12 protein-coding genes and 1 pseudogene are annotated in these 20,558 nt (G+C 49.0%); 5 read left to right on the top strand and 8 right to left on the bottom strand.

The features are described 5' to 3' along the window. Positions 1 to 7 precede the first annotated feature (7 nt). Together JWZ98_RS20865 and JWZ98_RS20860 are read right to left on the bottom strand one after the other, a co-directional pair. Positions 8 to 2,101: a right-handed parallel beta-helix repeat-containing protein gene (locus tag JWZ98_RS20865; RefSeq protein WP_205451596.1), complete on the bottom strand. Its 2,094-nt coding sequence runs from the start codon at positions 2,099 to 2,101 to the stop codon at positions 8 to 10. A gap of 169 nt (positions 2,102 to 2,270) precedes the next feature. Next, entirely contained in the window at positions 2,271 to 4,382 is a 2,112-nt protein-coding gene (locus JWZ98_RS20860; protein WP_205451595.1) for a right-handed parallel beta-helix repeat-containing protein, read from the bottom strand. A 1,029-nt stretch (positions 4,383 to 5,411) separates the two neighbouring features. On the opposite strand from JWZ98_RS20860, the gene JWZ98_RS20855 reads away from it, so the two are divergent. Then, positions 5,412 to 6,191, top strand: a complete 780-nt coding sequence (locus JWZ98_RS20855; protein WP_205451594.1) for a WecB/TagA/CpsF family glycosyltransferase — start codon at positions 5,412 to 5,414, stop codon at positions 6,189 to 6,191. A 187-nt stretch (positions 6,192 to 6,378) separates the two neighbouring features. Here the strand turns inward: JWZ98_RS20855 and gltA are convergent, their stop codons facing one another. From gltA to JWZ98_RS20830, 5 genes are all read right to left on the bottom strand, one after another. Further along, positions 6,379 to 7,674 carry a citrate synthase gene (gene gltA, locus JWZ98_RS20850; protein WP_033158189.1) on the bottom strand — a complete coding sequence of 432 codons (1,296 nt, stop codon included), beginning with the start codon at positions 7,672 to 7,674 and terminating at the stop codon, positions 6,379 to 6,381. 348 nt (positions 7,675 to 8,022) lie between these two features. Further along, positions 8,023 to 9,129, bottom strand: coding sequence for a HupE/UreJ family protein (locus JWZ98_RS20845; RefSeq protein WP_225892970.1), 1,107 nt, complete (start codon positions 9,127 to 9,129; stop codon positions 8,023 to 8,025). 17 nt (positions 9,130 to 9,146) lie between these two features. Continuing rightward, positions 9,147 to 9,815 (bottom strand): hypothetical protein, encoded by a 669-nt coding sequence (locus JWZ98_RS20840; protein ID WP_205451593.1) that lies wholly within the window; start codon positions 9,813 to 9,815, stop codon positions 9,147 to 9,149. A 27-nt stretch (positions 9,816 to 9,842) separates the two neighbouring features. Next, positions 9,843 to 10,220: a copper resistance CopC family protein gene (locus JWZ98_RS20835; RefSeq protein ID WP_033158186.1), complete on the bottom strand. Its 378-nt coding sequence runs from the start codon at positions 10,218 to 10,220 to the stop codon at positions 9,843 to 9,845. Between the two features lie 23 nt (positions 10,221 to 10,243). Then, positions 10,244 to 11,470: a sialidase family protein gene (locus tag JWZ98_RS20830; protein WP_240348120.1), complete on the bottom strand. Its 1,227-nt coding sequence runs from the start codon at positions 11,468 to 11,470 to the stop codon at positions 10,244 to 10,246. 456 nt (positions 11,471 to 11,926) lie between these two features. Here JWZ98_RS20830 and JWZ98_RS20825 point away from each other — a divergent pair, with 456 nt between their 5' ends. The 4 genes and pseudogenes from JWZ98_RS20825 to JWZ98_RS20810 all read left to right on the top strand — a co-directional run bounded on the left by JWZ98_RS20825 (position 11,927) and on the right by JWZ98_RS20810 (position 18,938). Then, positions 11,927 to 13,153: a PepSY-associated TM helix domain-containing protein gene (locus JWZ98_RS20825; protein ID WP_205451592.1), complete on the top strand. Its 1,227-nt coding sequence runs from the start codon at positions 11,927 to 11,929 to the stop codon at positions 13,151 to 13,153. Between the two features lie 130 nt (positions 13,154 to 13,283). Further along, entirely contained in the window at positions 13,284 to 15,587 is a 2,304-nt protein-coding gene (locus JWZ98_RS20820; protein WP_205451591.1) for a TonB-dependent receptor, read from the top strand. A 100-nt stretch (positions 15,588 to 15,687) separates the two neighbouring features. Further along, a pseudogene (locus JWZ98_RS20815) lies at positions 15,688 to 15,840 on the top strand (IS3 family transposase); the annotation flags it as partial. A gap of 263 nt (positions 15,841 to 16,103) precedes the next feature. After that, a complete protein-coding gene (locus tag JWZ98_RS20810) occupies positions 16,104 to 18,938 on the top strand; it encodes a pentapeptide repeat-containing protein (RefSeq protein ID WP_205451589.1) in 2,835 nt (944 codons plus the stop codon). A gap of 364 nt (positions 18,939 to 19,302) precedes the next feature. Here the strand turns inward: JWZ98_RS20810 and JWZ98_RS20805 are convergent, their stop codons facing one another. Further along, positions 19,303 to 20,556: an MFS transporter gene (locus JWZ98_RS20805; protein ID WP_205451588.1), complete on the bottom strand. Its 1,254-nt coding sequence runs from the start codon at positions 20,554 to 20,556 to the stop codon at positions 19,303 to 19,305. Positions 20,557 to 20,558: the final 2 nt, after the last annotated feature.

Below are 20,558 nucleotides of genomic sequence, written 5' to 3'. Positions count from 1 at the left end.
TGATCAATTATTTAATTATACCGATATCTGTGGGGAGAGGCTTAAAATTAATGTTGCTAACAGGGGATTGCGGGCAAAATGATACTTGGTTTCCCGTGATTTTCAGACAAGGGTCGGCGAAGACGCTGTTGTTTTCTAATCCTTTCTCTACCCAGCCCTGCCATGTCGCGCTATTATGTCTGGTATTTTCATCGAGTATAATATAGTCAACATTTATTTGGCCCAAATCGCCCCATACTAAGTTTTGATTAAAGTAATTGCTATTCTTTGGCAATATATATCGAAAAGCAGAGTTTTTTGCATTCGTGGATACTATAATATTTCGTTGTAAATTATTGCCCTCTGGCCATGTTTCGTTATGCATTGGTTCGCTTAGTTTAGGATATTTGTTAGACCATGTGCGGTTTCTATACGGCATGGTGGTTAGGCTTTTTTTATTTTCAGACCATTTATAATCAGGCCACCGATTGTCAATCCATAGGCCGAAGCTTTCCGTCAAGATAACGTTGTTTTCTATGTAATTGTCGCGCCCCCCGCCTAAAAATATGGCTGCATAACCTGCGTAATTTAAAATATTGCCTATCACAGTAAATCCACTCGCTCCATCATCAAGGTACACCCCTTTTACATTACTGGGGCGAACGTAATTAATGATATTATTGGCAATGTCAACATTCTTTAAGCCGTATCCCGATAGGTCGTGAATACTATTATTTTTAATAACATTCCCGCGATATGTCCAGTCTCTACCAGAATATATCGCACCGCAATCTGACGCCTGTTCGCAGACATTATGAATTTCATTCTTCTCTATCAAATGGTCGTTGCCATTTATTAATATCCCACCGCCAGGACTTTGTTCAACCAGGTTATGTGTAATCCTAGCGCCTACGCCGGCAATCTCTATGGCGGGCGTATAAGTCATTAAAATATTACCGAAATCATGAATATGGTTGTTGTGAACGATATTATTGCCAGACTCTAGAGTATTCCTGTTTCCGCCGCTAATGTATATCCCACCCTCTCCAGTGTCATAGACATGACTATTAGAGAAGACTAAATTGTTACTGTTTTTTGCTTCAATGGCCTTCGCCCCAGTGTGGCTAAACTCAAAATGATCGATAGTGATGTGATTACTGTCGTTAATCGTAATAGCGATGTCAGTGCTGTGGCTGAATGTCAGATTGCTAAAATCAATGTTATTGACATTTTTTATTATCGCCAAGTTTTTTAATTTTGCGGCAGTTATGAGGTTTTGAGTTGAGTTATTTGGTGGAATAAACTTTATTGTATTATTGGGTTGGTCATAAAACCACTCGCCTGGCGAGTCTAGTTCAGACTGTATATTTTGTAGATAATACCTTCTTCCGCTGGCCAACGGGTATTTGACTTTAGTTGCCAAGGTAATTTGGCCTTGCTCGATTGAAGATATGCCAATATATTCATCAAACCAATCATTGCCTGAGAAGATGTGTGCTTGGGCATTATTGAGATCATTTTTGTTAATTTCTGGGAGCTTTTCAAAGCTGCTGAAAGTGGTTTGCTTGTCGTGTGGGGTTTTAATATGGGCCCAGTCAGTGTTTGGCCAGCGAGCAAGGGTCAGTCTTTGTTGGCCGACAAACAGATCAAAACCAGGAATGTTGCCGTGCTTTCGGGTTGCTGCATTATATTTAATATTATCAAGCCCCGTGTTTTCTGTCTTACAGCTCCAGATAGTGCTGATTTCGTGCTTACAATTTTGAAGGGTTATACCGCCCGATATTAGTACAGGGCCATTTTCTCCAAGCCAATGTATTTTTTTAGATGGGGTTCCAGAATCTCGCTCGTCGAAGTATAAGGTGTTACTTAAGGTATAGGTGCCTGATTGAATGTGGATTGTTACCGGCTCGGTAAATTTCCTATCGGTTTTTAAAGTTCTAATTGCCTGCTGTGCGCGTTCAATCGTTTGGAAAGGACCATTTCCACCTGCCTGCTCCAAGTTAGCGCTTAGTCCATTCGCTTGATCGCTACCAGTTTGGGATACAAATAGATCGAGGCCTGAAGCAAAATCAGAGTAGGAAACGACTGTGCTTAGAAATATATATTTAATAGGGTTCGTCATAGTTGTTCACGTTAAGCTGAATTGGCGGAAACATATAGGTAGCACAGAGAGGTTGTTGGCATTATTGCAATAGCTGTACCATATAACGGTGTTTGGGTTTTGTGGTTCTTAATTAATAAAAAGCCCAATAGACGGCTCTAATGGGCTATTAATTATTAAAATAATTTTATCAATTGGCAATTAAACCAATGTCAGAAGGTATGGGTTGAAAGCCGACCTGGTAAAGAGGCGAATCGGCACAATTAATCTTAATACTGTTTCTCGAGATACTTAAGCATGGGTCCGCATTTAAGCTGTTTGTATCCATTCCCCTGTTGACCCAATTCGTCCACGTACCACCATTTATTCTTACTGGAACGTCTAGCAAGGTATAATCAACTTTAAAGTCAGCCGCTGTATGCCAGACTACATTGTCGCTAACGATATTTGTCTCTTTGGGCATCCAATAACGTAGGGCACGACCATCAGGTTTACTTGATATAATTACATTTCGTCTAAATATATTTCCTTCTGGCCAAGTATCTACATGCATTGTGGCCCCAATTTTAGGGTATTTATTTTGCCAGAGCGAACTTGTTATCGGCATGCTTTTTAAGCTGTCTCTAGGTATGTTCCAGTCGAAAAATGAGCCGCGATAGTCGACAAAAATACCTAGCCTATCCGAGAGAATAATATTGTTTTCAATTAAATTATCCCGCCCCCCACCTATGTGTACACCCATGGAGCCTGGGTTATTTAAAATGTTTCCAAAAACAGTGTAGCCACTTGCGGCATCGTCAAGATATATTCCTCTTGCTCCGTCTCGTGTGTATTGTATTACACTATTCTCTATGTCTAAGGTGTTACCATTTAAAGTGTAGCCATCCAGGTCGTGGATATTATTGTAGCGGATAATATTGCCGCGGTACGTCCAGTCTCTCCCTGAATATATTGCTCCACAGTCTCCCGATTGCTGACAAATATTTGTAATTTCATTTTTTTCTATCAGGTGGTCGTTGCCGGTGATGAGAAGCGCAACGCCAAAACCAGAGGATATTAGATTATTATTGATAGTTGTTCCTACGCCAGCAAGCTCTAGGGCAGGGGAATAATTGTAAAGTATGGTGTCATAGTCATGGATATGGTTATTGTAAACATGATTGTGAGAGGATTCTAATTTGGGCCGGTCTCCACCGGATATAAATATTCCTCCTTGGCCGGAGTTATAAAGTTCAGAATTGGATATGGTTATGTTTTTGCTATCCGTTACAATAATTGCTTTGCCGCCGGCGTCACTTACTTTTAGGGTATCAAGGAGTATATTTTCTGAGTTTGATACTTTAATTGTGTCAGCAGTCACGTGTTGAATGGCAAAATTTTTAAATTCTATATGACTTGCCGAATCAATGGACAATAAGCCTTTGGCGCGTGAAATAGATATTTCTTGACCCGTTTTACCCTTAGGGGGGATAAAGTATATTTTTCCGAGATTAGCGTCGTAAAACCACTCTTCAGGTGCATCCAATGCGGATGCGAAATTCTGTAGGTAAAATCGTCGCGCTCCTGTCAGTTTGGGGTGTGTTTTAGATGACAGTGTTATTTGATTATTTGCCGTGTCGATCATCGATATACCTATATATTGATCGAAAAAATCATTTCCCGGAAAAATATGCACTTGTGCTTTGCTTAGATCCCCTGATAGCTTGGGCAATTTTTGAAATACTTTAAATTCGGTTTTAGTCGTTACCGCATTTCTAATGTAGAGCCAACTATTATTTGGCCATCTAGCCAGATGCATTTTGACATCATCTACGAAGAGTTCGAATTGAGGTGCTTCGCCCGCAATTCGTGGATTTGATGCTGTTTTGATTTGTTCGATAGTATGGTTATCTACTGAGCAACTGAGGATTCCAAGGGGATTAGTAATGTCAAAAGGTTCACAGTTGTCTAGTAACATTGCTCCTGACAAAAAGGTTTCATTTTTCACTCCCTCCCAAATAATTTCTTGCCCAGGCAAACCAGAGTCGGAGTCGTTAAATTCTAACGGGGCTTGCAATCGGTAAATGCCTTGGCCGACGTGCACGGTAATCGTTTGATTAAACTTACCATCAGCTTTTAATTTCCGGATAGCTTGCTGGGCACGAGTAATTGTTTTGAATGGGCCTGTTTTGGTCCAGAAATTGACGCTAGGGGATAACCCGTTTAGTTTGTCGCTACCCGTGGGAGACACGTAGAAATCCTGTGCCGCTGCTGCCGAGCAGCAAGTCACAATTGTTAGAGTAATGATAAATTTGTATAACATAATTTTCTCCTTTTATTAACTCATGCTCCAATAGCCTGACAGACCACGGAATACAGTCAGCTAATTTAGTTAATATTTGAGGGGTAGTGTTCCGGTCCTTGGTTACGAAGATACTTTGAAATTGTTTCAGAATTGGGTCACCTGCGGGATATTCCATTGGTTCTGCATCGCCAACACTTAAACAATACTAGCAGCTCTTTTGAATAACGTAGTACGGAACCTCTCTAGTAACGCTTTTTCAACCGCACTCAGGTTGTGTTTAATTTTGATGAGCTAATTTGGTGCGCCGAGCTAACAGCTGAACTAAAGCGCGCCGTTCTGACATGCTGTTGAAATGTGTTGATAACAACCTATTTGTTCGATACAAATCGACAATGGTGTTTATGTAACCCATCCTGGTTTTATTGGTCTGCGCCTTTAATGCTTACGTCTCGTCCGGTTAGGCAAAAGCAGCGCGGTTGATGTGTATCTCAAGCGGTCTGTGTTTGCCTGCCGTGTTGAGTTATAAACGGATGAAATTAGAGGCTAGGCACAGCCTAAAACATAATGGCTTGATAACCAAGCCAAATTTTTATTTTAATTAAATCTTAATGGTTTGCTGTAGCCTGCTTTCAAGCCTTTCCTGGAGGATTCGTGAGCAGTCACACAGGGTGCATTGGCGCGCTACAGGCCTTGGTTGGTAACGGCAGATGTTTTGTAGGCAGCGATGAATCATCAGGGGGGGGCGCCTAGTATTTTGTTGGTGACTATAGTCTAGTCTGGAGCGCAGACGCAATATGAGCGCTGGCGGCGTTCCGCAAGCGTTTAGCTATCCGAAATACTCGTTATTACTGTTAGATATGGGAAATTGATTGTCTGGGTTACTGCCTTTTGCGGGACGACGAAACCAGGATTTTCTGGCTTGTTTAACCATCCTACATTGTTTATCAATCGCTAGCGGGGATTGACTCCGGGCGTGAATATAGCGATGCTAACGGCATGATAGAATCAATAATACCTCTTTCAATTCGCCGCCCGATGGAGCACGGAATGCAGTCAATCAAGTCAGTAGATATTTTCGGAATTCGCTTCCCTATCCTGGATTACGAGCTTACGTTACAACTATTTCAGGAGTGGATCGCCAGCGGCCAAGCTCATCAGGTCTGTATCGCCAACGTGCATACCACGGTAGCCTGTCTTACCGATTATGAGTTACGTGATATTTCCAATAGAGCCTTGTCCACCATGGATGGTCTGCCTTTGGTTTGGTACGCCAAGCTGGTGCACCAAGCGCAGATTAAAACCCGAGTGTGCGGGCCGGACTTGATGTTGAAATGCCTGGATCAAGGGCAGCAATTGGGCTGGCGGCATTTTTTTCTCGGCGGTAAAGACGAAGTCTTGGAGGACTTGGTTGCCAATATCCGCAAACGCTATCCTGAAGCCGAGCTTGTGGGCTGGCATTCTCCGCCGTTTCGGCCCTTGTCCGCAGAAGAAGATCAACAATTGGTCGATTTGATCAATGCCGCCAAGCCGGATTTTCTCTGGGTGGGCTTAGGTGCGCCCAAGCAGGAAAAATGGATTGCGGAGCATCTGGATAGAGTGCACGCTCCGGTGCAATTGGGGGTGGGCGCGGCTTTTGATTTTCACTCCGGACACATTAAGCGGGCGCCGCTTTGGATGCAAAAAAGTGGGTTGGAATGGTGCTATCGGATGGCTAAGGACAGGCGCTTGATTAAGCGCTATTTCTCTACAAATCCGGTATTTCTGTTGCGTTTTGCCTGGGATTTTTTGCAGATTAGAGTGTTGAAGCGTTCGGCGGCGGCTTCTTGAAGGTGCTTTTTAATATTGGGGGCAAATGACGCTCCCTCTCCTGTTGCACGGATACAGGAGGTGGGGCAACGCTGGGAGCAGTTGCCGAGAGGTTGAGGAGAATTAAATAAGGTGAATTACTTGTTTTGATTCCCTCACCCTAGCCCTCTCCCGGAGGGAGAGGGAATTTTTGGAGGCTCCTGCCCTATCACCGATTAGAAATGGATTTCACATCCCTAGTAGTCACGCCTTTATATAACTGGCGAGGGCGGCCGATTTTCAATTCCGGATCGGAGATCATTTCGTCCCATTGCGCGATCCAACCCACCGAGCGGGCCAAGGCGAAGATGGCGGTAAACATCTCGGTGGGGATGCCCAAGGCCCGCAACACGATGCCGGAATAAAAATCCACGTTGGGGTAGAGTTTTTTCTCTACAAAGTAAGGGTCTTCCAGGGCAATCCGTTCCAGTTCCATCGCCAGTTTGAACAGCCGGTCGTCGTTCAGATTCAATTCGTCCAGCACTTCGTGGCAGGTTTGCCGCATCAGTTTGGCGCGCGGGTCGTAGTTTTTGTAAACCCGGTGACCAAAACCCATCAAGCGGAATGGGTCGTTTTTGTCCTTGGCTCTGGCGACATATTCGCCAATTTTCGACACATCGCCGATTTCTTCCAGCATATTCAACACCGCCTCGTTAGCGCCGCCGTGTGCCGCACCCCACAGGCAAGCTATACCGGCCGCGACGCAAGCGTAAGGATTGGCGCCGCTGGAGCCGGCCAGACGCACGGTGGAGGTGGAAGCATTTTGTTCGTGGTCGGCGTGCAGGATCAGGATTCTATCCAACGCTCTGACCAACACCGGATTGGCCAGATAATCTTCGCCAGGGTCGCCGTGCATCATGCGCATAAAGTTTTCCGCATAGCCCAGTTTGCGTTTGGGGTAGATAAACGGCATGCCGATGCTGTATTTGTAGCACATCGCTACCATGGTCGGCATTTTCGCGATAAGGCGGATGGCGGAGATGTACCGGTCTTCCTTGCAGTTGATGTCCATTACTTCGTGATAGAACGCCGACAGTGCGCCGACTACACCCACCAATACCGCCATCGGGTGTGCGTCACGGCGGAAGCCGCTGTAAAATTTGATCAGCTGTTCGTGCACCATCACATGCTGGCTAATGGTAGTGACGAAGCCTTTCATTTCCGAGCCGTTGGGCAGGTCGCCGTTCAGCAGCAGATAACAGACTTCCAAAAAATCGCATTTTTCCGCCAGTTGTTCGATGGGATAGCCCCGATACAACAGTACGCCGGCGTCGCCGTCGATGAAGGTGATTTTTGACGTACAGCTGGCGGTGGAGGTAAAGCCGGGGTCGTAAGTAAAATGGCCGGTCTGTGCGTATAAAGACCGAATATCGATGACGGACGGACCCATGGTGCCGGGTGTGACCGGTAATTCGATTACGCGGTCTTGGTCTTCCTGTTTTAACGTCACTTTTTTATCAGTCATGTCAAATTCTCCGGAGAGCTAGCTGTTGAGAAGGGGATGGTTTGTATTCTATTGCAAATAGCGAATAAACACAGCTTTAGATCGGGATTGTTTACAATTTAACGAAAAACGAGGGCCTGATTGATGGATTTCGCGTTGCGCTACCCGGCCTAAGGGACTGGGATGGCAAATTTCGAGGATGGGTAGCGCAATGCGAAACCCGTTGCCTGCGCTGTCACAGTTGAGGGCGCAGGCGTCTTTGCAGACGTCAATGGTCTTGGCTATTCAAGACGTCCCGGAATCGCTAAAATTCTGGGGCAACTCGGTGTTTGCCTCTTCTGATGCTAGGCCCCCCCCCTCAAGGGCGGTTTACAAAACCGTCCGCTCCAACAGCCAATAGGCCCCCATCAAGGCTACCATGGCCGAACAACCTTTCAAGAATTTCTCGGCAAATGCAGGCTTGTTGTTTAGCCACCAGATGATAGGCAACACCACCGATGCCACCGCGATTTGGCCGGTTTCTATGCCTAGGTTAAACGACAGCAAGGGCAATAAGATGCCGGTGTCGCCGCTGGAAATATTCATTTCCCGCAGCACACTGGCAAAGCCAAAGCCATGGATCAAGCCAAAGCCGAAGGTCAGCCATTGCCGGCCCTTGGGGTGGTCGCCGCGCATGATGTTTTCCACTGCCACGTAAATAATGGTCAACGCAATCACCGGTTCGACGAAGCTGCTGGGTAGCTCAATGATGTTCAGCCCTGCACACGCCAAGGTGATGGAATGGGCGATGGTAAAGAAGGTGACGATCTTGATCGCCGGCCAGAAACTATGCGTGACTGCCAGCAAGGCAAACAGGAATAACAGGTGGTCGTAACCGGTGAGGATGTGCTCGATGCCCAGCTTCAAAAAATCGGCAAACGCGGAAAATCGGGAATCGTTTTGCGCCACGGATTGATCGGCAGGAGACAATGCCCATTGCAACTGGTCGTCGGCCCTGCTTAGCATTTTCTCGCTTAGCGTTTTACCGGCGGCGTCGCGCACCGTGACATACTGCTGATGCCCGTCAGGTAGCCAGGCCAATAACTTGGATTGCACCTGTAACTGTTGGTGCGGCACAGATTGAAAAATAAATTCGACATGGGCGTTGTTCTGTTCGTCGTAAACGACAGCCCCCGGCGCCACGGCTTGCACATCAACGCTATCAATATTAACCCGCAACTGCGCAGCCAGCATTTTGGCGATGTCCGGCTTGGCCGCTTCGCGCTCCGCGGCGCTGACTTCCGCATCCAGGTCGCTGTCCATCGGCGCAAAGGCTTCGATGTCTTGCAGGGCAAAGGTCAATTTAGCGATAACTTGGTCGGATTTGACAGTCACATCGATTGAGCTAAGGCCAGGGGCGTGCGCCGCTGCCCAGCCCGATGGCAGCAGCAAACAAACCAGCAGCAGGCATTGCCAGCAGGCAAACAGCCTAAGCATTTTCCATCCGCTCGTCATTAGGGCTGTTCCCCATTACCATTGATTTGCGCGGCTTTTCTACGTTTGTGCAGGTAAACCAAAAATCCCAGCACCAGCAGCACCAAGGCCACCACGCCACCTATTGCCACTAGTGGTAAATCGGCGCCCTGGGGATCGACACCCACTTCCAGCGCAATGCGGAATTTATCATCGTCTTCCATCGCTTCGCCGATCAACAGATACAGCACATAATCGCCGGTTTTATCCACATCGGCTTGCGCTTCTACCGCGCCTTTCGGATAAAGTTTGGACGGGATTTCGGCGACTGTGCGGATTTCGCGCACATCATCCGGCGCTTTCTGGCCGGTTTTTTCCACTTCCACCAATTTAATGCCAATCGGCGTGGCGCGAATATCGCGGTCGATCAAATCGGCGGTGAAAAACATCTTGCCGGCTCTGGGGATTTTCTGACAAAACGGCACAAAAGCAGCTTTAGGATCAGGATTTTTATCGTTTTTATCCGGCTGCAGATAAGCGCTGAAGTGCACCGCGTAAAAATCGTTGGCGATGATGCAGTCCAGGTCCGGGCGGTTGCCCAGCGCGTTGGATTGCTTATTGCTAAATCCGAGTTTGTCACAACCGCTGAGTAACAAGACGCAGGCCATGAGCCTGGCGATAAAAAAGACGGGAAGTCGCTGAATATTCATAGAAATAAACCGATGGAAGAATGCAGACTAGGGTTTGACGGTAAATTCAAACTTACCGGTGACTATGTGAGTGTCCTCGGAAACCACGCGGTAGCGAATAGTGTAGGTGCCCGGCGCCAGTGTTGGCACAGTGGCGTAAATGTTGGCGCCATTGGTCAGACTTTGCGCGACATCGTGGTTATCCACCCGCTTGCCGGTGCTGTCGATGACGGCCAGGGCTTTGTATTCGCTGCGGACGGCGTCGTTAAACCACAGATCGATTTGCTTGGGCGATTCGGTGACGGTCTCGTCCTTGGCGGGTTGCGATTTCACCAGAATCGCGTGCGCAAATACTGAGACCGGGCTGAATAACGCGAGCGCCAACAAGCCGGGTTTTATTATTTTTGTTATGTCTAACTTGGGCATGACCACCTCTTAAAGTATAAAAATCATTGTAAAACCGCCGCCGACCATTGCTTGCCGGTGGGTGTCTGCTCTAACCACATTGCTAACAAGCCCGTCGGCGTGGCGACGATGCGCGGGAAGGTCGCCGAAGCGTCGGCGGATGATAGCAACTTGCTTGTCGACCAATGCCCGCCATTATCAACGGATTCCGAGACAAACACTTTAGAGCCTTCCGGCCCCAGTGCATCCCACACCGCTACTAAGCGCCCGGCGCCGAACGCGATGTCCGCATGAAACGCGCCAGCTTCGCCCAGCCGTTGCGGCGGCGTCCAGCTTTTACCATTATCGGCGGATTGCATATGATACAGCCCGACCTGATTTTCCGCGCCGGTCCATACCAAACTGTGTAAGGAACCGTCGCCGGCCACGCTCAAGCCGCCGCCGTTATGCGGACAGCCGTCGAAAATCCAGTTGAACTCACCTACCGTACTCAAGCGTTGCCAATTGGCGCCGCCATCGGCAGTTTGTGCCAGGGCCATATCCCGCGGTTTCATATCCCGGTACAGCACATTCAGCTTGCCATCGGCGCCGAAAGCCAGGCGGTTCCAGCAGCAGGAGCAACTGGAATCGTCTATCGTCTGCGCCATCTCCCAGCTTTTGCCGCTGTCGCTGCTGCGCGCATAGCGCACACCTTGGTAACCGTTCTCGTCTCTGTCGTCCAGCCACACCGCGTGAAAACGGCCTTCAGTATCCGCCAATAGCTCGTGATGCGATTGGTCGGCATCGCTGCCGGTTGGCTTGGCACCTTGCTGCCAAGTTTTGCCGGCATCATTCGAATAAACCGTGAATAACGGCCCCATGCCGGGCAATTCGCCGGTAGTTTGCCAGACGATCAACAATTTGTCGCCGGCGGCAGCAATTTGTATATCGTTACCGACTTTCGCCTCTACGGGCTGCGGGAATTGCTGACTTAACACCACCGGTGACGACCAATGCCAGCCGCCGTCCTCCGAACGCATATACACAATCGAGGTTTGCTTACTGCCGCTTGGCGTGGTGACAAACGCAGCATGCACTGTTTGCCTATCGACATACACATCAAAACTCAACAGGTTTTGCGCGGGCTGCGTTTGGGTATCAAACGGATTGTGAGGGTTAACGCTTAACGCCGGTAAATGGGTCGAAGATATAGTCAATTGCTCGTCGCACGCCGACAATAATCCAGCCAGAACCAAACAATAGGCAAAACCAAGCACCTTAAAATTGAACATAGCGGCGATGGAAACAGATTAAAAAGGGGCAGATTAGACCATATTTGGCGGTGATTGCAGAACCACAGATGATTTAGGTACCGCGCAAAAGACTCTTCATCGCGCCGGCGCAAGGCGTGGCTAACAACCGTTTATTGATCGTCCGAAAAACTTGGCAGTTTAAAATATCCGGCCGTAGCGCACTAAACCTTGCCGGACGTATATCGCTCACTTCGGCTTCTAAGAAACCGGCCTGTTTTTTCAATACATCGGTGTAGCGGTCGTCACCTCGTTTAAATCCACAAATAGGGTATTTCACACACTGCAATCCAATGGTGTGTGAAATAACCCGCTCTACTTAAGCACTAGCCGATTTAAGCCCCAACAAATCACTGAGCTTATTTGTATTTTCAGATATGGCGCAGACCTTGCTCCATTGGCGCATCCAAGTTGTGCTGATTCCTAAGGGAGCTTGTTATGTCCGTCATCGATCCGTTTACCGCCAAGGAAAACTCAATCGTTCATCGTCCAGTCCCCGCTGCAAAGCGTTTAGAGTGGCTGCGGAAAATCACCTTACGCAAGGTTTTGCTCAAACTGCATTTATACATCTCGTTGTGGCTGGGCTTGTTTCTGGCCATTGCCGGATTAACGGGCAGCATCCTGGTTTATGGCGAAGAGATTGATCATTGGCTGAACAGCGACATCCTGGCCGTTGAAGCCGGATCGTCCCTACAACCCTTGCAAAACATCCTGGCCACCGCTGACCAAGTTTCCCCCATCAAGCACCCTGCCCACCATATTCAACTCCCCAAGCATCCCGATGAAGCACTGATTGTGCGTTACCAAGTGCCCCACGATGGCCCCGGACACAATCATCACTTCCACGAAGTCATGGTGAATCCCTACAACGGCCAAGCGCTGGGGCATCGCGACCGCAACGACTCTCTGATTAACTTTATCTTGCGCCTGCACTACAAGTTATTAGTCGACCCGTTCGGCAAATGGCTGATGGGCATTACCGCCCTGCTGACCTTGGTTCTGACCATGACCGGCATTTACTTATGGTGGCCCAAAACCGGCAAATGGCTGCAAGCGCTGGTCATCAAACGCAATGCCAGCTTTACCCGCTTCAACTTTGATTTGCACAAAACCGTCGGCATCTATACCGCCGTCGTCTTATTCGCCGTATCGCTTTCCGGCTTTTACTTCAATTTCCCGGATGTGTTCAAACCGGCGGTCAATGTGTTTTCCAGTGTGCACGAAGTACCGCGTGCCGTTAAATCCAAAACAACCGGCACCGAGGCCTTGGCCTACGAAACCATTCTCAGCAATGCACAACGTCGTTTTCCCGAAATGCAACTGCAACGCTTGTACCTGCCTGCCGATGCCCATGGCAGTTTCATGGTCAGCGGCAAACAACCCAACGAAACGCGCAGTAAAGGCGCAACCATGCTCTGGCTGGATCAGTACAACGGCGAAATGCTGACGGTGCGCGATCCCAATCAATTTGCCGCGGGCGATGCCTTTATCAACATCCAATTACCTCTTCATAACGGCGAAATTCTCGGTACACCCGGCCAAATTGCGGTGCTGATTGTCGGCTTTGCGCCGTTGGCCTTATTGATTACCGGCATCATCCATTGGCTTAAAAAACGCGCATCCCGACGCATTCATCACCAGCGACTCAGCGCAAAAACACAGTAAAAGGAGCTACTGAAAATGCCCAACAAATACCGGCTTAACGCTAATCCTGATTGGTTATCACCAGTCGCGCCACAGCCAATAGCGGTCAGCACGTACGTCAAATTCTAAATAAAACCCACCCTTTACTGTTATGAACAACCCTATGCAATACCCTCAACTGGCGGCTGCCATCAGTCTGGCACTATGCTGCCAGGTCAGTTTGGCCGAGCCGGAAACAGACGACTCCAAAGACCAACCCGCTACCACATCGGAAGCACCCAAAAAAGACCAAGCTACCGAACTGAGTACTATGGTGGTTTCAGCAACTTTATCCGAACAATCAATCGAGGACGCTCCTGGCACCTTGCACTTGATTGACGATAAACAAATCGCACTCCGCGATGTGCGACGTATCGGGGACATGGTACGAGAAATGCCCGGTGTGTACATGGCGATTGGTGCCACCAGTGCTTTACCACCTTCTGCCAACCGTGCGGTACGCCAGTCCATCCGCGGCATTAGTGGCACGGCTCGCACTGTTGTCTTACTCGACGACCAAAAAATGAACGATCCGAGTTTCGGTACCGTTAACTACGGTGCGATCTTTCCAGAGGATGTCGAACAAGTGGAATTGGTGCCCGGAGCCGGCTCGGCGCTGTATGGCGGTAACGCGTTTGCCGGCACCATGCGCATCGTCACCAAAAAGCCCACCAAACGCGAAGTGCTGGTAAAAGGCACCTATCAATTTGATGCCACCGAAGGCATGACAGCCAGCGGCATCTACCGGGATGTATTCGACAATGGCTTGGCCATCAGTTTGGGCCACCACCACGAACTGAATGACGGCATTCGTGACATCTGGGGTTTTGCCAATCCGGGCGGCGGCCCAATTACCGATGTCACGGGCGCAATCCCCACCACCACCGCGCAAGGACAAACCGCTTATCTAGTAGGCGATCATGGCCGCGCGCCTTGGGAATCGCACAACAGTCATATCAAAGCCTATTATGACTTTAACGACTACACGCGTATTTCGGGTGGTGTCCATTACTTTTACTCCGACATTGGTTACAGCCAAGATCCGTTTAACAGCTATTTGCGCGATGCAAACGGCAATCCGGTCATCAGCGGCAGAATTCGGCAGAATGGCACAGTATTGGGGCAAGTAACCCCAAACGTCTTTCTCAATTCGCCATCGCATGAAGACGATTTGCGCAGCTTTTGGAAGTTTGAACACAATTTCAGTGCGGATACAGCATTAACCGTCAACTTCAACCACACCTCCCGGGACACCTGGTTTACCAACGTCATTAACACCTCGGGTTTAGGCGGCGGTCCGGGTACGTCAAACCACACGCGAAGCACCATGGTCAACGGTAGAGCGCAACTCGTGTTTCCACTGACCAAAAGTCAAATTATCACCACGGGATTTGAAGTGGATCATGGTGAAATGGATCGTAAAGATTACGATCTAAGCCAATGGAACGATCGCGACAGTCGGACAGGCACTCGCTTGGTGGCCGATGCGTCGACGGACACCACTTCATTTTTTGCGCAAGACGAAATCCGCTTTACTGACCAATTTACCGCTTATTTGGGCACGCGGGTCGATTGGTGGCAAGCCACAGGAATCAGCAGAGATTACGCATTTAATACCTTCAATCCCGAATCCACGCAGGAAAGCGTCGAAGTCAACCCCAAACTGTCTTTGATTTATAAAGATGCCTGGGAAGGGGCCACCTTACGCGCATCGGCAGGCAAATCGTTTCGCCCACCCACCTTGCAAGACCTGTATGTTGATTCACGCCGTGGCGTGGTCGCGACGGTGTTGTCCAATCCCAATCTAGTACCCGAAAGCAACTTATCTTGGGAAGTGAGTGTTGACCAGAAAATCGAGAAAACCGGCACCCAAATTAAAGCCACGTTTTTTGAAAACCATTTATCCGATTTAATTTCAAACCGGGTGATCGAACGCCGCGCCAACTTTACCGGCTCGCAACGCATTAATGCCGCTGAAGCGCTTACCCGAGGCGTGGAATTATCAATTGACCAGAACCTGACGAATTGGCTGTCGCTATTCAGCAATTACACCTGGACCCCTACCGCAACCACGCTTTCCAGTCCTGGCATACCCGCCTCAGAAGGCAAGCGCTTGCCTAATTCGCCAGAACATTTATTGACCATGGGTCTGGAAGCCAATTGGAATGAATGGTCTGGCAGCTTGATTGGCCGGCATGTGTCCGAATCATTTGATACGGCTGAAAACATTGACGTTGTGCACGATGTATACGGCGGTTTTCAGGCCTTCTGGTTAATGGATGCCAAAATCAAATACAGTCCCACTAAAAACGTCAGTGTCGGCTTCATGGCCAACAATTTAAGCAACGAACAGTACTTCCAATTTGCTCCCAATCCAGGGCGTAACTTTCTGGTGGAGCTCAGCTTTAATTACTGAATACAAAAGCAGGCTTTTGGCTTTTTTACTCAACTGATCCCCTCCACGAATAGTGGACACGTTAAAAAGCGAGTATTCTCAACCATAGAGAGGTACTTGCATGAGCACGAAATCGACTGGCAACAAAGCCGGCTACATCCGGCATAGCGCCGAATACAAACAAGAAAGTCTGAAGCTGGGTTTGCAAGTGGGAGTTGCCAAGGCGGCGAAGCAATTGGGTTTACACGAATCCCAACTCTATGCTTGGCGCAAGCAGCAGATGTAGGGTGGGCACATTTGCCCACCATTGCAACCCGCGTGGGCACAAAAGCCGTGCCCACCCTACCGGGCTGTTCAGGTGATGATGAGTTTCGAGTTTTCGACGACTCGAACTTATCACTTTTAACTGGCCGCATTATTCTTTTTTGGGCCGTTCAAACCAATAATTCCGCACGGTTTAGCGAGTTTTGCAAGCCCCTCCATTTTTTCCGCTAAAATCGGTCTGGTTTCCATCAAACCATTTACATCGCAGCGCATATGGACATTCAAAACGATTTAACGCTTCTTAAACCCGTTTCCGTCTGGAATCGATCGCTAAAAATCGATCCGAAGAGTTTTTTATTTAAGCTCGCCAAAGCCGCAACCAAAGGATTTCAGGGTGAATTCGAGAACGCTGGAGAAAACCTGGCAGAAGCTTTGCTTGATGTTAAGCCGGAAGAAAAAACTGGTCAATTGGCATGGCTATTAATTTACCGTTCGTTGACTTCTGCGATGACGGAATTACTCTCGGACAGCCGAGACTTGTTTCCAGAGCAACAACAAGACGACCAAATTCTGGAAGGGCTTACCGACAACCTGAACGACTATCTGCTCAACCTAGAAGTTGGCATTTCGGCCGAATTTTTCCGATATCCGCAACAGCTTCCGTTATTAGCCGAATTTGGCAAAGGCATGCAACAGTGGTTGCAAGGTTTGGGCTTGGCACCCATGCAGGCTCGGTCGTTGGCGCAACGACTACCGGATAAGTTTGCACTAGCTTTACATGGTGAATGGCTGAAAGACGCCGAGCATTATTCGGCGATTAAAACGGCAATCGATACGCCGTTTACCCACGCCGCGCAGAAAGAACGGCAATGGTTACATTATCACGCTTGGTTAAGCGAGCAATTCAATCAACGCATGTTCGCCGAAGCCTTTGGTTTGCACAGCGTTTACGTGCCGTTGCGTGCTTATTACGAAGAGCGTCCCAAGCCGGAACAGGATAAAGCATCGATTGATGCCGAGCGGCAGAAAGCCAAACGTCACGTCGTCGATTTACAACACGAGCTGGAAGGCTGGATCAACGACTGCCAATCCGACGATCATCTGCGCATCATCAGCGGCGGGCCGGGTTCCGGCAAATCGTCGTTTTGCAAAATGTTTGCCAGCCATATCGCCGAAACGGTTGGCGTCAAAGTGTTGTTCGTACCGTTACATCAATTCGATTTACGTTCCGACTTGATCGAATCGGTTGCAAATTTTGTCTCGCAAAGCCGCTATCTTGAGGGTAGTCCTCTACATGGCAAAGACGGCGAATCGCGTTTGTTGGTGATATTCGACGGCCTGGACGAATTGTCGATGCAGGGCAAGGCAGCCTTGCAGGCAGCTCAGGATTTTGTCGAAGAAGTGATTCGCAAGTTCGATGCCTTCGCTTCGCAAGGTTTGAAGCGCCAAGTGTTGATTAGCGGTCGCGATTTGGTCGTACAAGCTAATTTGCCCAAGATTCGCGCGGCCAAACAAGTATTACAAGTGCTGCCTTATCTGGTGGAAAAATCTGAACCGGATTTATATGCCGATCCGCAAGAGTTGTTGGCGAGCGATCAACGTCAAATTTGGTGGGCCAAGTATGGCGAAGTCTCTGGCAAAGATTATCGCGACATGCCAGCGGCACTTGGGGGCGACAACCTCGCCGACATCACTCGTTGGCCGCTATTGAATTACTTGGTGGCTTTGAGCTTTGACCGGAAAAAGCTGAACTTTGACAGCAACACTAGTCTGAATTTGGTTTACCAGGACTTATTAGAAGCAGTGTACGACAGACAATACGAAAACCGTCGCATTCATCAAGGTGCCGGCGGTCTTGAATTCGCCAATTTTCGGCGGATTTTGGAGGAAATCGCATTGGCTGTCTGGCACGGCGACGGTCGAACCACCACGGTGGACTACATTCAATCGCGCTGCAAACAAAGCAGTCTGCAACGCTATTTGGATGAATTTCAAGACGGTGCCTCCAAAGGTGTTACCCGCTTGCTGACCGCGTTTTATTTTCGGCAAAGCGGCGAAATCAAAGGTGACAAAACCTTCGAATTTACCCATAAAAGCTTTGGCGAGTACCTGACGGCCTGCCGATTGGTACGAATGTTGGAAAAGATACAACAGGAGTTGGAACGTCACCAAAAAGATCCCGATGACGGTTGGGATGCTCGCCGAGCTCTGGAACACTGGGCTGAACTGTGTGGCCCGACCGCGATTGATGGCTATTTGCATCCTTTTATCCATCAGCAAGTCGCGCTCATGGATATTGCCAAGGTGCATGATTGGCAGCAGACTATTTGCCGTTTGATCGAGTCGTTGTTGCGGCACGGCATGCCGCTGGAAAAAATGAATCTGGCCAGCTTTCAGCAAATGTTGAATCAATCTCGCAACGCCGAGGAATCCTTATTGGTCATGCACGCGGCTTGTGCTTATCAAACGCAAAAACTATCCGATCTCGATTTTCCGACTAAAGAAGCGTTTGGAAATTGGCTACATCGTTTGCGAGGACAAAGAATAAACGAAGAAAATACTGCTGCGTTATATTCCTTAGGCTTTTTAAATTTGAGATCCTGCGTTTTACACTTGCAAGACATGTTTGGGGCAGATTTGAGGGGAGCTTGTCTTGACGGAGCTCTGCTCTATTTGGTTAACCTCCAAGAAGCTTCCCTCCATGGGGCAAACCTCCATAAGGCATACCTCAATAAGGCAAACCTCCATAAGGCAAACCTCCAAGGGGCATACCTCCAAGGGGCAAACCTCCAAGGGGCAAACCTCCAAGGGGCAAACCTCCAAGAGACAAACCTCGAAGGGGCATACCTCCAAGGGGCAAACCTCCATGGGGCAAACCTCCATGGGGCAAACCTCGAAGGGGCAAACCTCAATGGGGCAAACCTCAATGGGGCAAACCTCAATGGGGCAAACCTCAATGGGGCAAACCTCAATCGGGCAAACCTCAATGGGGCAAACCTCAATGGGGCAAACCTCAATGGGGCAAACCTCGAAGGGGCAAACCTCGAAGGGGCAAACCTCCATGGGATCGACTTCGCAAGGGTAAACGGGATACCCAGACGGGGCTGAATAGAATCTACTCAGGGACGTAAGTATGGTGAGGGCTGCGATAGCCACTATTTATTTCATCTAGCTGGGTTTCGCTATCATTCAACCCAGCTTACTTCCACAAACTCAGATTCAGCTTATTTTTTATCAGCGGTCATTGGAAAGCTCAACCAATTTTCGCTTTTGGGTCAATCCCGCCATTTAGACTCGTCCAAAAGCAGTCATTCAGTGCTTACGCAATCGTACCGGAATCGATGGCAGGCTTTGGGGCGGGACTGGTGGCAATCTTCAACCGGAATGGGGGCTGGTTTAGAATGAAATATGCGGCTTAACTGCATGGGACAAATCCAGAGCTTGATTTAATCGCCACTAGCCAGCCAGCTTTTCAGCGATGTGTCTGTTGATGTCGTCGGCCCAAAACGAATCCCAAGCCCGCCCAAGCGCTGGCAATAACAGCGGCGATCAAGCCAATGCCCAAGGCGCCGAATGGCGCATATAGCCAACTGGTCAGGGCATCACCCCCGCGAAAAACGACGGTATCGATAATGTTCTTGGCCTTGTATTTGGTGACCCGATCCAGTGGCGCGAACAACATTTCGCGTGCTGGCCGCAGAATGGCGTAATCCCCGACCCGGCGTAAAATCATCAATACCAGCAACAAGGGCAAACTCGGGTTCCAGCCAAATGCGGCAAAGCCGAGGGCCATGATGATGGGAATACTGGCCAGTGTCCAGGCCGCACCCAGCGTGGCGATAATGCGGCGGGTGAAAATCAGCTGCACTAGAATCGACAAGCCGTTCACCACGCTATCTATCGCACCAAAGACTTGAGTCTGCTGGGTTTTGTCGGTAAACGTGTTGGCCACAAAATCGGCCTGCAGCAAATACAAAAACGTGCCGTTGGCACTGGCCAGCAAAATAAAGCCACTAATACCCAACAGGTAAGGACTGCGCAACAACAAGCCCAAACCGGACAAGACACCACCCGCCACGGGCTGATCCCCGGCAAATCGGGCTGATTGGTCGGTGGTTTGTCCGGCTTGCCAGCGCAGCAAAAAATGAATGCAGGGTAAAGTCAAAGCCAGCAATAAGGCGGACAACAGTAACAAGCTTGCCGGGCCAATAGCGCCCACCAGACCGGTTGCCAGCAACGGGCCCACCATTGCTCCCAAGCTACCGCCGGCAGAAATAAATCCAAACAAGCGTTGTGCGAGCTGCTTGTCGAACACGTCGGTCATAAAGCTCCAGAACACCGAAACCGTAAACAGACTAAACACGCTCAGCCAAACAAAAAAACCTCTGGCTACCCAGAGATTGTTGATGTCCCATTGCAACAGGCCATAGAACAGCAGTAAATGGCTGATAAAAAAGCCATACACCCAAGGCAAAAAACGACGACGTGGAAAACGGCTGCAAATCCAGCCGTAGGCCGGTACGGCTAATAGCATGGCGACAAAGGTAGCGCTAAATAACCAGGGCAGGTTTTTAGTGCCACCGCTCACCCCCAGCATTTCCCGCACAGGCCGTAATACGTAATAGCTGCTCAGCAGAAAAAAGAAATACGCAAAGCCCACCCAAGCCGCAAGCCGGGACTGGCCCGGCTCGTCACGCGCCAGCAAGCGTAGGGTTAAATTCTGCATGT

The sequence above is a fragment of the Methylomonas sp. EFPC1 genome, from assembly GCF_016925515.1.
Lineage (GTDB): Bacteria > Pseudomonadota > Gammaproteobacteria > Methylococcales > Methylomonadaceae > Methylomonas > Methylomonas defluvii.
This window is presented reverse-complemented; position numbering and strand designations above follow the sequence as displayed.